A 14,705-nucleotide genomic window follows, 5' to 3' on the forward strand; every position below is an offset into this window, starting at 1 on the left:
TCGGAGGCGACGGGACAGCAGGCGCACGTGATCAGTGCGCGCTCAGTTCACGGATACTTTCTTTGAGGTTTTCGAAGTCGTAATCGGACAGGCCGACGTAATCGAGAACCAGATGACCGATGCTGTTCCATTCATGGTCAATGGCCTGATTCCCCAATACACGATGAGACGAGCAGATGTGCTCGGCCATCTTGAGCGTCGCCAGCAGGTTTTTCAGCGGCGCATTGCGGCCCGAATCGTCCTGAAAGATCGCCAGCGCATTGTGATGATTGGCGATGGCATTGCTGACATGTTCGGGCAAACGCCAGGACTTGGCTGTGAAATAGCCGACAACCGCGTGGTTCGTGTTGAGAATGCGGTTCTCTGTGTCCACCACCCGGCACTCCGGTCCGGCTTTGGCGTAGGCCTCCTCCAGCACGTTCATGTACTCGGGAAAACGCTTGAGCATCAATGGCACGCCGCAGTCGTGGAACAGGCCCAGCGCGTAGGATTCGTCCACCGTCTGCGAGCCGAGTCGCTTGGCCAGCGTCAGGCTGGTCATGGCGACATCCTGAGCGGTGTCCCAGAAGCGGTTGAGGACCACGATGGTTTCGTCACTCATCTCACCCTTGATCGACTGCGCGTTGATCAGGTTGATGACGGACCGGCTGCCCAGCAAATTCACCGCACGCTGAATGGACGCGATCTTGTTGGCCAGACCGTAATGCGCCGAGTTGACGATTTTCAGCAGAGCGCCGGACAGGCCGGGGTCCTGTGCGATCAACCGGGCGATCACACCCAAATCAGGGTCGGGCATGTACTGCTCCATCTGCAAATCAACCATGATTTGCGGCTGGGGCGGAACGCTGATGCCTTGCAACGCCTGCTGGATCTGCTCGGAAGTAAGCTCTTGGGACATAAGTACACACTCAAGGTCAGGGGGCGATTCTAACCCTTACCGCCCATGCTTCGACAACCGTTGAAACACTCTCAGGATCCGACAGACCGCTAGCCGGTTAATTCATCGCCAGACGCCCGCAGGCGAGATCACGCGTTATAATCCCGCTCTTTTTTCCGGAGCGACGTCATGTCCCTGCCTAGCTTGCGCCTCAAGCCCAACGCCGACCGTCGCCTGCGCGCCGGTCACCTGTGGATCTACAGCAACGAAATCGACGTTGCCGCCACCCCGCTCAACGGCTTCGCTCCAGGCGCCCAAGCGATTCTGGAAGCAGCGGGCGGCAAGCCGCTGGGCATCGTCGCCATGAGCCCCAACAACCTGATCTGCGCGCGCTTGCTGTCGCGCGACGTCAAGCTGCCGCTGGACAAGTCGCTGCTGGTGCATCGCCTGAACGTCTGCCTGTCGCTGCGCGAGCGCCTGTTCGACAAACCTTTTTATCGCCTGGTGTACGGCGACTCCGATCTGTTGCCGGGTCTGGTGGTTGATCGCTTCGGCGATATCCTGGTGGTGCAACTGGCCTCTGCGACCATGGAACAGCATAAGGACGACGTCCTGGCGGCACTGATCCAGGTGATCAAGCCAAGTGGCATTTTGCTGAAGAACGATTCCGCGGCGCGCGACGCCGAGGGCCTGACCCGCTACGTCGAAACCGCCTTCGGCCTGGTGCCTGAGTGGGTGGCGCTGGAAGAGAACGGCGTGAAATTCGAAGCGCCGGTCATGGAAGGCCAGAAAACCGGCTGGTTCTATGACCACCGCATGAACCGCGCGCGCCTGGCGCCGTACGTCAAAGGCAAGCGCGTGCTGGACCTGTTCAGCTACATCGGCGGCTGGGGCGTGCAGGCCGGCGCGTTCGGCGCCAGCGAAGTGTTCTGTGTTGACGCCTCGGGGTTCGCGCTCGATGGTGTTGAACGCAACGCCGGGCTGAACGGCTTTGCGGAGAAGGTCACTTGCATCGAAGGCGATGTGTTTGAAGCACTGAAAGAGTTGAAAGCCGCTGAAGAGCGCTTCGACGTGATCGTTGCCGATCCGCCTGCGTTCATCAAACGCAAGAAAGACCTGAAGAACGGCGAAGGCGCCTACCGTCGCCTGAACGAGCAGGCCATGCGCCTGCTGAGCAAAGACGGCATTCTGGTCAGCGCATCCTGCTCGATGCACCTGCCCGAAGACGACCTGCAAAATATCCTCCTGACCAGCGCCCGTCATCTGGACCGCAACATCCAGCTGCTGGAACGCGGCGGCCAAGGCCCGGACCACCCGGTACACCCGGCCATCCCGGAAACGCGCTACATCAAGAGCATTACGTGCCGGTTGTTGCCGAATAGTTGATAGCAAATCTCCGGGACAAGCTTTTGTAGGAGCGTGGCTTGTCCCGCGGTCTGCCGGGAACCGGCAGTAAATCCAGGCGTTTGCGGTATGTCAGGAAGAGTTCATTCGCAGGGTTTTACCGTTGCTGCGCAACAGATCGCGGGACAAGCCACGCTCCTACAATTGACGCTTTCTGGAAACACAACTCCACATGCCCCTATCCCATTAAAAACTCACTTCGGCTGTTGTGCCGAACAGCCTCCCGCCCGCCCTATGGCGATCCTCTGTAGGAGCGTGGCTTGTCCCGCGATCTGCCGGGAACCGGCAGGAAATCCAGGCATTTGCGGTATGTCAGGAAGAACTCATTCGCTGGATCTACTGTTGCTGCGCAACAGATCGCGGGACAAACCACGCTCCTACAACTGGCGCTTTCTGGAAACACAACTCCACATGCCCCTATCCCATTAAAAACTCACTTCGGCTGTTGTGCCGAACAGCCTCCCGCCCGCCCTATGGCGATCCTCTGTAGGAGCGTGGCTTGTCCCGCGATCTGCCGGGAACCGGCAGTAAATCCAGGCATTTGCGGTATGTCAGGAAGAACTCATTCGCTGGATCTACTGTTGCTGCGCAACAGATCGCGGGACAAGCCACGCTCCTACAATTGGCGCTTTCTGGAAACACAACTCCACATGCCCCTATCCCATTAAAAACTCACTTCGGCTGTTGTGCCGAACAGCCTCCCGCCCGCCCTATGGCGATCCTCTGTAGGAGCGTGGCTTGTCCCGCGATCTGCCGGGAACCGGCAGTAAATCCAGGCATTTGCGGTATGTCAGGAAGAACTCATTCGCTGGATCTACTGTTGCTGCGCAACAGATCGCGGGACAAGCCACGCTCCTACAATTGGCGCTTTCTGGAAACACAACTCCACATGCCCCTATCCCATTAAAAACTCACTTCGGCTGTTGTGCCGAACAGCCTCCCGCCCGCCCTATGGCGATCCTCTGTAGGAGCGTGGCTTGTCCCGCGATCTGCCGGGAACCGGCAGTAAATCCAGGCATTTGCGGTATGTCAGGAAGAACTCATTCGCTGGATCTACTGTTGCTGCGCAACAGATCGCGGGACAAGCCACGCTCCTACAACTGGCGCTTTCTGGAAACACAACTCCACATGCCCCTATCCCATTAAAAACTCACTTCGGCTGTTGTGCCGAACAGCCTCCCCCCGCCCTATGGCGATCCTCTGTAGGAGCGTGGCTTGTCCCGCGATCTGCCGGGGAACCGGCAGTAAATCCAGGCATTTGCGGTATGTCAGGAAGATCTCATTCGCTGGATCTACTGTTGCTGCGCAACAGATCGCGGGACAAGCCACGCTCCTACAATTGGCGCTTTCTGACACACAATTTCGCGAGCCCATCGATTCTTGGCCGCTAACGTTACCCTCAACGCTGATTAACGAGGGCAACGGAATGTCTGAGATGTCACCCGGAGGCAATCGCCTCCGCTTTGGGCGTTACTCCGAAAGCGGACGTATTTATCTACTAACCAGCGTTACACGAGATCGCACACCGTTTTTCGGCGACTGGCGGATGGGTCGATTGCTCGTGAATGCTTTCCGCCAAGCAGAAGAAGAAAGAGCAGCCCGATCGTTAGCATGGGTTGTCATGCCCGACCATTTCCATTGGTTAGTGGAGCTCCAGGATGCCCATCTTGCTGTCTTGATGTGCAAAACCAAGTCGCGCACCGTAAGGGCGTTAAACCATGCGACCGGAAGCCATCATCGCCTTTGGCAAAAGGGTTATCACGACCGAGCAGTTCGACGAGAGGAGGATCTGCAAGCAATTGCACGCTACATCGTCATGAACCCGGTCAGAGCAGGGCTAGCCAGGCGGGTGCACGACTACCCTCTGTGGGATGCTATCTGGATCTGAGGCAGTCTCTCGATCCATCGCGGGACAAGCCACGCTCCTACAGGGTTCTGTGTACGCCACAAGATTTCTTGCCCATTCCCTCCCGCCGCCACAGGTGTAGAATCAGCGCTATTCATCGCCAGTCATCCCCGGCGGGTTTATGAGCTCAGGCTGAGCGTACGGTGATCCCGTGTCGTTCGGTTTCTTCGCTGCATCCGGTCACTGCCTTTGCATCCGACGTCACTAGAAGCTCACTCCCTTCCTTATTAGCCGATTAGCCGGAGTGCTCCAATGCCTGATTACCGTTCGAAAACGTCTACCCACGGCCGTAACATGGCCGGCGCGCGCGCTCTGTGGCGTGCCACGGGCATGAAGGACGAAGACTTCAAGAAGCCGATCATCGCCATCGCCAACTCGTTCACCCAGTTCGTACCGGGTCACGTGCACCTCAAGGATCTGGGCCAGCTGGTCGCCCGCGAGATTGAAAAGGCAGGCGGCGTCGCCAAGGAATTCAACACCATCGCCGTGGATGACGGCATCGCCATGGGCCACGACGGCATGCTGTACTCGCTGCCGAGCCGCGAGATCATCGCCGACTCCGTGGAGTACATGGTCAACGCCCACTGCGCCGACGCCATCGTCTGCATCTCCAACTGCGACAAGATCACCCCCGGCATGCTGATGGCGGCTCTGCGCCTGAACATCCCGGTGATCTTCGTCTCAGGCGGCCCGATGGAAGCCGGCAAGACCAAACTCGCCAGCCACGGCCTGGACCTGGTCGACGCCATGGTCATCGCCGCTGACTCCAGCGCTTCCGACGAGAAAGTCGCCGAGTACGAGCGCAGCGCTTGCCCGACTTGCGGTTCGTGCTCCGGCATGTTCACCGCCAACTCGATGAACTGCCTGACCGAAGCCCTGGGCCTCGCCCTGCCAGGCAACGGTTCGACCCTGGCCACGCACAGTGATCGCGAGCAATTGTTCCTGCAAGCCGGCCGCACCATCGTCGACCTGTGCAAAACCTACTACCGCGATAACGATGACTCGGTTCTGCCGCGCAACATCGCCAACTTCAAAGCGTTCGAAAACGCAATGACGCTGGACATCGCCATGGGTGGTTCGACCAACACCATCCTTCACCTGCTGGCAGCCGCCCAGGAAGCAGAGATCGACTTCGACCTGCGTGATATCGACCGTCTGTCGCGCAAAGTGCCGCAGCTGTGCAAAGTCGCGCCGAACATCCAGAAGTACCACATGGAAGACGTCCACCGCGCGGGCGGCATCTTCAGCATCCTGGGTTCGCTGGCCCGTGGTGGCCTGCTGCACACCGACCTGCCCACCGTGCACGCTAAATCCATGGAAGAAGCGATCGCGAAGTGGGACATCACCCAGACCGACGACGAAGCGGTTCATCACTTCTTCAAAGCGGGCCCGGCAGGCATCCCGACGCAAACCGCGTTCAGCCAGTCGACACGCTGGGAAACCCTGGACGACGACCGTGAAAACGGCTGTATCCGCAGTGTCGAGCATGCTTACTCGCAGGAAGGCGGTCTCGCCGTGCTGTACGGAAATATCGCGCTGGACGGTTGCGTGGTGAAAACCGCAGGCGTTGACGAGTCGATCCATGTGTTCGAAGGCAACGCGAAAATCTTCGAAAGCCAGGACAGCGCCGTTCGCGGCATCCTCGCTGACGAAGTGAAAGCCGGCGACATCGTGATCATCCGTTACGAAGGCCCGAAAGGCGGTCCGGGCATGCAGGAAATGCTCTACCCGACGTCGTACCTGAAATCCAAAGGCCTGGGCAAAGCCTGCGCACTGTTGACCGACGGACGTTTCTCGGGCGGCACTTCGGGCCTGTCCATCGGCCACGCTTCGCCTGAAGCGGCAGCCGGCGGCGCAATCGGTCTGGTGCGCGATGGCGACAAAGTGCTGATCGACATTCCAAACCGTGGGATCAATCTGTTGATCTCCGACGAGGAAATGGCGGCCCGTCGTGCCGAGCAGGACAAGAAAGGCTGGAAGCCTGTCGAATCGCGTCCTCGCAAGGTCACCACCGCCCTCAAGGCATACGCCCTGCTCGCGACCAGCGCCGACAAAGGCGCTGTACGCGATAAAGCCCTGCTGGACAAGCTGGTGCCATAAGCATCGACCCGCGATGAAAAACACCCCGCTGGTCGGGGTGTTTTTTTGTCTGCGATTTCTCGGATGGGCCAGCGTGTCAGTGATTTCACGAGCCGATGGCGACAGTGATTGCGCCCAACAGCAAGCACAGACTGGCGACCAGCGTTAAACGCAGTCGCATCGGCAAATACCACGCGGGCAGCGTGGTGGCCTTCACCAAACGCCTGTCCTGCCAGTAGTGCGCGACGAAACCAAAAATCAGCAGCAGACACCCCAGCGGGGCAGGCAATAACATGGCGGGCCAGGCGATCAGCGCCGGGATGACACTCCAGATGAACCGCTCGCGACACTGATCGGCGCTCAAGCCCTGCAAGGTCATGGCAAACCCCCAATGCAACGCACCCACAAAGCTCAGGATCACCGCGCCGTAGGCGAGCAGCGCTTGCGTGCAGAGAGGACGGTGTTCAGCTGAAACCAAGATCAGCAACACGAGCCCAAGAAACGGCAGCAAACCGCCATACCCCAACAGGGCCACGTACCTTGGCGGCGCAGAGACAGACATCGCTTTCATTTGAGCTCCTTTCCAGTCATTCACCTGTATGACTATGGCTCAAAAGTGCATTCCTGCTGAGCGCTTTAATTGAGTCAGCCGCACAGATCCATTGTCCTTTACCCGTGGTCCAAGACCTTGATCCATCGACGGTGAGCCCTTCCCATGAGTACCTTAATCTATTGGTTTCGTCAGGACCTTCGGCTTGCCGACAACCCTGCACTCATTCAGGCCTGCAAGCAGGCTCAGGTGCTGTTGCCTGTGTACTGCGCCGCGCCGCAAACGTCGACGCCGTGGGGCTTCCCTCGCAAGGGACCGCACCGCCTGTGCATGGAAAATACTGCGGTGAGGGCGCTGGCCGACCAGCTAAGTGCAAAAGGCAGCGCACTGCTGCATCTGGAGGGCGACCCCGTTGAGCAACTGATCGCGCTCGCACGGCGCCTTTCGGTCAAAAAGATTATCTGCGAACGCATCGCAGCCCCCGAGGAGGAGGCGCAAGTTGAGGCGCTACGCGCTGCGGGCCTTCAGGTCGAGGATCACTGGCAATCCAGCCTGTTCACGCTCGAGTCGCTGCCGATGCACGTCGATGAACTGCCGGACGTGTTCAGCAGCTTCCGCCGCTCGGTGGAAAAAGCCGGCACCGCCTCGCGCAAGGTGCTGGATGCGCCAGCGGCCTTGCCTGGACTGCCGAACGGCGTGACCGTCGAGGCCATCCCGTGTCTATCGCCCCCCGACACTGATCCACGCTCAGCCCTTCCCTATCAAACGCCTGCGTTCGACGGCAGCGAGCAACCGGGGCACCAGCATCTGCAGCAGTATTTCGACCGTCAACTGGCGAACAGCTACAAGGCCACACGCAATAACCTGAGTGCGGTAGACGACTCGACCAAATTCTCACCCAGGCTTGCGCTGGGCTCATTGTCAGCTCCACAGGTTGATCAGGCACTGAAGGCATTTGAAGCCGCGCAGGGCGCCAACGACAGCACGTACTGGATCTTTTTCGAGCTGCTGTGGCGCGACTACTTCCGCTTTCTGCACCTCAAGTACGGGCGACGTTTGTATCGAGCAAGCGGCCTGAACGGCGGCGCGGAGCCTCATCACAACCCCCAAGGGTTCGAGCGTTGGTGCCGTGGAGACACCGGAGAGGCCTTGATCGATGCGGGCATGCGCGAGCTGGCCGCCACCGGATACCTCTCAAACCGCATGCGCCAGATCGTCGCCAGCTACCTGATTCATGAGCTTATAAGCGACTGGCGCGCTGGTGCGGCGTGGTTCGAATCGCAGCTGGTGGACTACGACGTCTACAGCAATCAGGGCAACTGGCTGTATATCGCGGGACACGGGACGGATCCCAGAGGAGGACGGCATTTCAACACGGCCAAGCAGGCCAATGATCATGACGCCGACGGGCGTTACCGGCGTTTGTGGGGATAACTTGGTGGGGATAACGCAGAGGCACGCATTCCCTGCGTGCCGCTGCGTCATTCGTATTACTGAATCTCGTCCGGCTTGACGATCACCCAGTTCTTGTCGGCCGTCACCGGCAGCCCTTCTTTGGCCTGAGCCTCGGCATTGGTTTTCATCATGCCGTTGAGCTGGGTCATGTACTTGTCTTTGCGGTTGACCCACAGGTGGATGCCACCTTTGTTGACGTCGACGCTGTGGAACAGCATGTAGCCGTCACTCGTCGGCGTGTCGCCGCCGACCAGTACCGGTTTCTTCCACTGATCGATGTAGGTCAGGATCGCCGCTTGTTTGCCGGCCATCCAGGTGGCTGGCGTCCACAGATAAGGCGTAAGCTCCAGGCCCAGATTCGCCTTCTCGTCGTACTTGCCTGCTGTGATCTGTTTGCGTGCGGTGGTCAGCTCGCCGGTGTCGCGGTTCTTCAGCAGCGTGGTCACACCGATGACGTTCTGCGGTTTGACGTTGTAGCCGTACTTGGGATCCGACGCGACCATCCGCACCAACTCTTCGGACGCGGCGGTCATCACGTAGACCTCGATGCCGTTTTCCATCAGCTTGTTGTAGAGCTCGGCCTGGCCGGTAAAGACCTTCGGCGGCTGGACCTCGATGGTTTTGACCACGTCACCTTCGTAATAGGTGCTTGGGACCGGCTTACCGGACGCCATCAACTCGTCCACGTAACCTTTGAGCTCTTTGAGGGTAAAGCCGGAAAACACCTGCGCGACCCATGGATAGCAGACCATGTCGTCGATTTCGCAAAGGCGGTAGTAGTAGCTGAACAGGCTTTCCTTGTGCTCAGCGGTGTCTTTGAACGGGATCAGCTTGAGGGAAGGGTCGAGCTTTTCTCGGGTGATCAGCCCTTTGTTTTCCATGAACGGCAGCAGCGACTCTTCCAGGTCGTAGCGGTAGCTGGTGTTGTCCATGTCGAAAACGGCGAAGTTACCCTTGTTGGCATTTGCCGCGATCATGGCGTTCAACTGCTTGGCCGCGGGCTCGGGCCAGTGCTTGAGTTCCGTGGACATGGCCTGCCCGGCAAGGCCCAGACAGAGCGCAGCGGCCAACAGTTTTGGTGCGAGCTTCATAACGGTGTCCTCCCCTTTATCAGTTCGAGGCTGGACCGTAACAAAAAGCCATTACTGTTTTAATGCGTCAGCGACCGTGTTCGTTCTGATGGCGTCACGTTGATAACCATTTGCGACGAATGACATAAAAACGACATATTTGTGACAGCTGCATAGCCACTTCCGGCCCACTGTGGGAGTGAGCTTGCTCACGAAGACTGACGTTCAGGCGCTGAAGATGCGGGGAATATCAGGACGCTTTCGTGAGCAAGCTCACTCCCACAGATTCTCGACACCTTCACCTTAACGGTGGAGGAACAGTCTCTACTGGAGCTGGAACCGGGCAGCATCGGACGATGCGATTTAACCTCGTTCCCACACCTCAAAGCTGTACGCAGGCTTGTCATCCAGCGCCGGGGTCGGCGTGTCGGACACCCGTTTCCACTGCGCAAGATCGAACTCCGGAAACCAGGCATCGCCCTCAGGACTCAATGCTACGCGCGTCAGGTACAGGCGATCAGCCTGCGCCAGCCCTTGTGCATAAAGCTGCGCGCCACCAATCAGCATCACCTCGTCAACGCCCTGCTCGGTCGCCCACTCCTCGGCGCGCTGCACGGCAGCTTCCAGGGAAGTGAAGACCTCGGCGCCCTCAAGCTGAAGGCCAGCCTGACGGGTCACGACGATGTTCAATCGACCGGGCAGCGGACGGCCCAGCGAATCCCACGTCTTGCGACCCATGATGATCGGCTTGCCCAGCGTGGTCGCCTTGAAGTACTTGAAGTCCCCCGGCAAATGCCAGGGCATGGAATTGTCGACGCCGATGACCCGGTTTTCACCGAGGGCGGCAATCAGGCTGAGGGGGAGATGTTTTTTCATGGCGACGAGGATAGCAGAGGCCACGGATGGATTCGTAGCCCGGCCCTGATCGCGATGCCGCGATGCGTCAAAGAACGCTTCGCGAGCAAGCTCGCTCCCACAACGTGTTGAGTAAGGCTGCAGGCGGTGAGCTTGCTCGCGATTGCGGTTGTCCAAGAGAGGCCAACCCTGCCGCTGTGCGCGATTACGGCCACAACGGTTATGCTCACTTCTGACTTCGCCAACGAGATACTGTGTGACTGCACTGACCCCACTCGATGAACTGTGGCTGACCGAGGCCGTGCGCTTGCGTGAGCAGCACGCCGGCCCGCTGGAGGATGACGAGGCCAATCGCCGTGCCCGCGCCAGCGCGGGTGACTTGCTGACCCGGATCAAGAACCGCGCTCTCTGGCTTGCCGAACGCGACGGTATGCTCGCGGCCCTGCACCACTGGAAACAAGGTGCCCGGCTCTCGCTGATCGTGCTGGCCGCGTTCGCTGTCATCAGCGGTGCGGGTCTGGCATTCGCGGCGCTGGGTGACGGACAGACACCGGTCAATGTGTTCTGGGCGCTGGGCAGCCTGCTTGGCGTGAACCTGATCCTGCTACTCAGCTGGGCGCTCGGCCTGATCTTCGCGGGCGGGAGCGCGACCAGCCTCGGTCGCCTCTGGTTATGGCTCAGCGAGAAACTCGCCCGCGATGCTCAAGCGGCGCAACTGGCGCCGGCCCTGATTCTGCTGTTGCAACGCAAGCGGCTCAACCGCTGGGTGCTGGGCACCTGCGTCAACGGCCTCTGGTTGCTGGCACTGCTCAGCGCCCTCACGCTTCTGTTATTGCTCATGGCGACTCGCCGCTACGGGTTCGTCTGGGAAACCACGATTCTGGGCAGCGACACGTTTGTCAGCCTGACCCAGAGCCTGGGCACTCTGCCCTCGCTGCTCGGGTTCGACGTGCCCACAGAAGACATGATCCGTGCCAGCGGCAACAGCGCACAGACGATCGAAAACGCCCGACAGGCCTGGGCCGCCTGGCTGGTCGGCGTGCTGGTGGTGTACGGCATCCTGCCTCGTTTACTCCTGACGCTGATGTGCTACGCCCGTTGGCGCGCAGGTCGCAAAAAGCTGGCGCTGGACCTCAGCCAGCCCGGTTTCGCCGAACTGCGGGAACGCCTGATGCCGAGCAGCGAACGCCTGGGCGTCAACGACGCCGCCCCCGCGCAACTGCATCAGGTGCACACCGGCACATCGACCCATGAGAGCGAAGGCGCGCTGCTGGTCGCGGTCGAACTCGACGATCAACGTCCCTGGCCGCCGACGCTGCCAGAAACCGTGGCCGACGCCGGCATACTCGACAGCCGCGAATCCCGCAGGACCCTGCTCGACCAACTGACCCGCTACCCGCCCGCGCGACTGGCCATCGCCTGCGATCCGCGTCGCTCGCCCGATCGAGGCAGTCTTGCGCTGATTGCCGAGCTGGCACGGTGTGCGGCTTCAACCCGTATCTGGTTGCTGCCTGCGCCGTCGGGTCAGGCGCTGGATGCCGACCGCCTTGGCGATTGGCATCAAGCGTTGCAGCAACTGGATCTGAAGTGGACGGACAGCGCGCCACTGACCTGGCTGGAGACCGGACATGACTGATAGCAACGCGCACCCGCCGCTCAAGCTGGCCGTGGTCGGCCACACCAACGTGGGCAAAACCTCATTACTGCGCACGCTGACCCGCGATGTCGGATTTGGCGAAGTCTCGCACCGGCCAAGCACGACGCGCCACGTGGAAGGTGCGCGCTTGTCGGTCGATGGCGAAGCGCTGCTGGAGCTTTACGACACGCCGGGCCTTGAAGACGCGATCGCCCTGCTCGACTTCCTGGAGCGCCTTGATCGTCCCGGCGAACGCCTTGACGGCCCGGCACGCTTGGCGCGTTTTCTTGAAGGCAGTGAAGCCCGCCAGCGCTTCGAACAGGAAGCCAAGGTGTTGCGCCAGTTGCTGGCGTCGGATGCCGGTCTCTACGTGATCGACGCCCGCGAGCCGGTGCTTGCCAAATACCGCGACGAACTCGCCGTCCTCGCCAGTTGCGGCAAGCCCCTGTTGCCGGTACTCAACTTCGTCAGCAGTTCCCGGCACCGCGAACCGGACTGGCGGGAAGCCCTGGCCCGACTCGGCCTGCACGCGCTGGTGCGCTTCGACAGCGTGGCACCGCCGGAAGATGGCGAGCGGCGGCTGTATGAAAGCCTCGCTCTGTTGCTGGAAAACTCTCGGGGTCAGCTGGAACGCTTGATCGCTGATCAACAGGCGCAACGCGAGGTTCGTCGCCACAGCGCTGCACGGCTTATTGCCGAGCTGCTGCTGGACTGCGCGGCGTGTCGACGTAGCGTCGCGACGACGTCTGATCAGGTGCAATCGGCCATCGATGACGTGCGCAAAGCTGTACGCCACCGCGAACAGCGTTGCGTCGAGGCATTGCTCAAGCTGTATGCGTTTCGTCGGGAGGATGCGTCCGCCAGCGATCTGCCGCTGCTGGACGGGCGCTGGGGGGACGACCTGTTCAATCCCGAAACGCTGAAGCTGCTGGGCGTGCGCGTGGGCGGTGGCATCGCGGCTGGCGCGGCGGCGGGTGCGGGCGTGGACTTGCTGGTGGGCGGTATCACCCTCGGCGCTGCGGCGTTGGTGGGCGCCATTGCCGGCGGCGCACTGCAAACCGCCCGCAGTTATGGCGGCCGCTTGCTTGGCAAGCTGAAGGGTCAACGCGAACTGACGGTCGACGACGCCGTATTGCGTCTGCTGGCGTTGCGACAGCGCCAATTGCTGATTGCACTGGAGGCTCGCGGTCATGCCGCCGTCGACAGCATCAAGCTCGACACCCCGCAGGACAAGACCTGGCGCCAGGGCAAGCTGCCCGATGCGCTGCACAAGGCGCGAGCGCATCCGCAGTGGTCGTCGTTGAATCCGCATCCCAAGCTTGATCAGACCGAGCGGCAGGAGCAGATCGAGGTGTTGGCTGGCTCGGTTCTTATCTGAATATCGCGCCCCTTGTAGGAGCAATCCGAGTTTGCGAGGGTCGCGATGCGGTGTGTCAGGCAAATCGCTATCGCGACCGTCGTAAACTCCGATTGCTCCTACAGGGTTATGCGGCGAGCAGCGCCAGCGCCTTTTCTTTCAGGATGTTCAGATCCATCACCGGCACATTCATCTCTTTCGCCATTTCATCCCACTGACGCATCCGCAGGCTGACGCCGCACAGCGGGTCGCGCTCGAAGGCATCGGCTTCGGCGTCGCTCATCACGCCGCCTTGATACGCCAGCGTGCGTCGGCTCGCTTCGCTCAACTGGTCGTAATAGCCGGGTTGTCTCAGCGTCAGATAGCGCTTGGCCCGAACGTGGTATTCCACGAGCCTGGCGACCCGCTCGCTGAACCCGCATGTGCGCAGGTAATCGGCGCCCACCCGTTCGTGACTGGCCACGCCGTAGCCGCCCATGCTCGCCGCACCCGGATCGCGTTCGCAGAGATGACCGATGTCGTGGAAGAACGCCGCCAGCACCACTTCGTCGTCATAACCTTCTGCCAGCGCCAGCTCGGCGGACTGCGACATGTGTTCGATCTGCGACACCGGCTCGCCGATGTAATCGTCGCTGCCGCGTTGCGCATAGAGGCCGAAGACCTCGTTGACGACCTGTTCAGCGTGTTGCATGGGTTAACCTCGATTCTGCGTGACTGGCTTGGTGCGCCCACCCTACTCGCGCTGTATTGCGAAGCGATGGCAGCCGCCAGGCGCTTGCCGATAGTCGCATCGATCATTTTGCGATAGGGGAAATGCGCGCGGCCCGGTATGATCGCGCGCCCGATACACCCGGAACCCAATCGTCATGAAACCCACCTTGATCGCCGCCGCCGAACTCGACCGCCTTGAGACCTGGCAGAAATACTCTAGCTACATGTGTGGAGGCTGCGTGTCCAGCTGCTGCACGTTGCCGGTTGAAGCGAAGATCAAGGACCTGATCCGCATTGGCGTGGTCGACGAGTTCGAACAGGGCGACAACCCGAAGAACATCGCCAAACGCCTGCAGAAAGAAGGCATTGTCGAGCGCTTCAACCAGAAGTCGGGGATCTTCACGCTGCAGCGCATGAGCAACAACGACTGCCTTTACCTGGATCGCAAGAGCCGTTTGTGCACGATCTACGATAAACGCCCGGATACATGCCGCAACCATCCCAAGATCGGTCCGCGCCCCGGCTATTGCGCTTACAAGCCCAAAGAAGTCGTGCGCGAGAGCAGCGGGACGTTGAACTCAAACTCCGGCCGGGTGCCACTGAAGTTCTGATCACATTGGTTTGAAGTAAAACTGTGGGAGCGAGCTTGCTCGCGAAAGGATTCATCAGACGTCCAACAGGCATTGGATTTTCCTACGCCTTCGCGAGCAAGCTCGTTCCCACAGAAACCTCCGCGCTTTCACATATCCCGCACAAACAAAAACGCCCCCGGTCTCGCGACCGGGGGCGTTTTCGTTCAGCCGGG

12 protein-coding genes are annotated in these 14,705 nt (G+C 60.3%); 7 read left to right on the plus strand and 5 right to left on the minus strand.

Annotated elements, in window-relative coordinates; translation table 11 throughout:
- Window positions 1–31: 31 nt before the first annotated feature.
- Entirely contained in the window at window positions 32–898 is an 867-nt protein-coding gene (locus ABDX87_RS12630; RefSeq protein ID WP_346833142.1) for an HDOD domain-containing protein, read from the minus strand.
- A gap of 168 nt (window positions 899–1,066) precedes the next feature.
- Between ABDX87_RS12630 and ABDX87_RS12635 the strand changes: the two genes are divergently transcribed.
- The 3 genes from ABDX87_RS12635 (at window position 1,067) to ilvD (ending at window position 6,287) form a co-directional block, all read left to right on the plus strand.
- Window positions 1,067–2,263: a class I SAM-dependent rRNA methyltransferase gene (locus tag ABDX87_RS12635; RefSeq protein WP_074752414.1), complete on the plus strand. Its 1,197-nt coding sequence runs from the start codon at window positions 1,067–1,069 to the stop codon at window positions 2,261–2,263.
- A 1,453-nt stretch (window positions 2,264–3,716) separates the two neighbouring features.
- Window positions 3,717–4,169, plus strand: coding sequence for an REP-associated tyrosine transposase (locus ABDX87_RS12640; protein WP_431061251.1), 453 nt, complete (start codon window positions 3,717–3,719; stop codon window positions 4,167–4,169).
- 270 nt (window positions 4,170–4,439) lie between these two features.
- On the plus strand, window positions 4,440–6,287 hold the full coding sequence (ilvD, locus tag ABDX87_RS12645; protein ID WP_346833144.1) for a dihydroxy-acid dehydratase: 1,848 nt from the start codon (window positions 4,440–4,442) through the stop codon (window positions 6,285–6,287).
- Between the two features lie 85 nt (window positions 6,288–6,372).
- On the opposite strand, the gene ABDX87_RS12650 is transcribed toward ilvD, so the two are convergent.
- The gene (locus ABDX87_RS12650; RefSeq protein ID WP_346833145.1) at window positions 6,373–6,837 is read right to left on the minus strand and encodes a DUF3429 domain-containing protein; all 465 of its coding nucleotides are present in this window, start codon (window positions 6,835–6,837) and stop codon (window positions 6,373–6,375) included.
- A gap of 144 nt (window positions 6,838–6,981) precedes the next feature.
- On the opposite strand from ABDX87_RS12650, the gene ABDX87_RS12655 reads away from it, so the two are divergent.
- Entirely contained in the window at window positions 6,982–8,250 is a 1,269-nt protein-coding gene (locus ABDX87_RS12655) for a DASH family cryptochrome (RefSeq protein WP_346833146.1), read from the plus strand.
- Window positions 8,251–8,306: 56 nt separating this feature from the next.
- Here ABDX87_RS12655 and ABDX87_RS12660 read toward each other — a convergent pair whose 3' ends face one another.
- Both ABDX87_RS12660 and ABDX87_RS12665 read right to left on the minus strand, forming a co-directional pair.
- Complete coding sequence (locus tag ABDX87_RS12660; protein ID WP_074752419.1) at window positions 8,307–9,362, minus strand: phosphorylcholine phosphatase; 1,056 nt, start codon at window positions 9,360–9,362, stop codon at window positions 8,307–8,309.
- Window positions 9,363–9,704: 342 nt separating this feature from the next.
- Window positions 9,705–10,217, minus strand: a complete 513-nt coding sequence (locus tag ABDX87_RS12665; RefSeq protein ID WP_346833500.1) for a dihydrofolate reductase — start codon at window positions 10,215–10,217, stop codon at window positions 9,705–9,707.
- 235 nt (window positions 10,218–10,452) lie between these two features.
- On the opposite strand from ABDX87_RS12665, the gene ABDX87_RS12670 reads away from it, so the two are divergent.
- A complete protein-coding gene (locus ABDX87_RS12670; RefSeq protein WP_346833147.1) occupies window positions 10,453–11,832 on the plus strand; it encodes a DUF2868 domain-containing protein in 1,380 nt (459 codons plus the stop codon).
- Window positions 11,825–13,210 carry a GTPase/DUF3482 domain-containing protein gene (locus ABDX87_RS12675; RefSeq protein ID WP_346833148.1) on the plus strand — a complete coding sequence of 462 codons (1,386 nt, stop codon included), beginning with the start codon at window positions 11,825–11,827 and terminating at the stop codon, window positions 13,208–13,210. The genes ABDX87_RS12670 and ABDX87_RS12675 overlap by 8 nt, the downstream gene beginning before the upstream one ends.
- Before the next feature lie 106 nt (window positions 13,211–13,316).
- Here the strand turns inward: ABDX87_RS12675 and ABDX87_RS12680 are convergent, their stop codons facing one another.
- Window positions 13,317–13,880 (minus strand): phosphonate degradation HD-domain oxygenase, encoded by a 564-nt coding sequence (locus ABDX87_RS12680; protein WP_346833149.1) that lies wholly within the window; start codon window positions 13,878–13,880, stop codon window positions 13,317–13,319.
- Between the two features lie 175 nt (window positions 13,881–14,055).
- Here ABDX87_RS12680 and ABDX87_RS12685 point away from each other — a divergent pair, with 175 nt between their 5' ends.
- Window positions 14,056–14,511, plus strand: coding sequence for a YkgJ family cysteine cluster protein (locus ABDX87_RS12685; protein ID WP_346833150.1), 456 nt, complete (start codon window positions 14,056–14,058; stop codon window positions 14,509–14,511).
- The last annotated feature ends 194 nt before the right edge of the window (window positions 14,512–14,705 follow it).

Source organism: Pseudomonas abietaniphila (genome assembly GCF_039697315.1).
Classification (GTDB): domain Bacteria; phylum Pseudomonadota; class Gammaproteobacteria; order Pseudomonadales; family Pseudomonadaceae; genus Aquipseudomonas; species Aquipseudomonas abietaniphila_B.

Excerpts from the sequence above, each read along its gene's own strand:
- ABDX87_RS12630 (WP_346833142.1), bottom strand. The coding sequence starts at position 898 with ATGTCCCAAGAGCTTACTTCCGAGCAGATCCAGCAGGCGTTGCAAGGC.
- ABDX87_RS12635 (WP_074752414.1), top strand. The coding sequence starts at position 1,067 with ATGTCCCTGCCTAGCTTGCGCCTCAAGCCCAACGCCGACCGTCGCCTG.
- ABDX87_RS12640 (WP_431061251.1), top strand. The coding sequence starts at position 3,717 with ATGTCACCCGGAGGCAATCGCCTCCGCTTTGGGCGTTACTCCGAAAGC.
- ilvD (WP_346833144.1), top strand. The coding sequence starts at position 4,440 with ATGCCTGATTACCGTTCGAAAACGTCTACCCACGGCCGTAACATGGCC.
- ABDX87_RS12650 (WP_346833145.1), bottom strand. The coding sequence starts at position 6,837 with ATGAAAGCGATGTCTGTCTCTGCGCCGCCAAGGTACGTGGCCCTGTTG.
- ABDX87_RS12655 (WP_346833146.1), top strand. The coding sequence starts at position 6,982 with ATGAGTACCTTAATCTATTGGTTTCGTCAGGACCTTCGGCTTGCCGAC.
- ABDX87_RS12660 (WP_074752419.1), bottom strand. The coding sequence starts at position 9,362 with ATGAAGCTCGCACCAAAACTGTTGGCCGCTGCGCTCTGTCTGGGCCTT.
- ABDX87_RS12665 (WP_346833500.1), bottom strand. The coding sequence starts at position 10,217 with ATGAAAAAACATCTCCCCCTCAGCCTGATTGCCGCCCTCGGTGAAAAC.
- ABDX87_RS12675 (WP_346833148.1), top strand. The coding sequence starts at position 11,825 with ATGACTGATAGCAACGCGCACCCGCCGCTCAAGCTGGCCGTGGTCGGC.
- ABDX87_RS12680 (WP_346833149.1), bottom strand. The coding sequence starts at position 13,880 with ATGCAACACGCTGAACAGGTCGTCAACGAGGTCTTCGGCCTCTATGCG.
- ABDX87_RS12685 (WP_346833150.1), top strand. The coding sequence starts at position 14,056 with ATGAAACCCACCTTGATCGCCGCCGCCGAACTCGACCGCCTTGAGACC.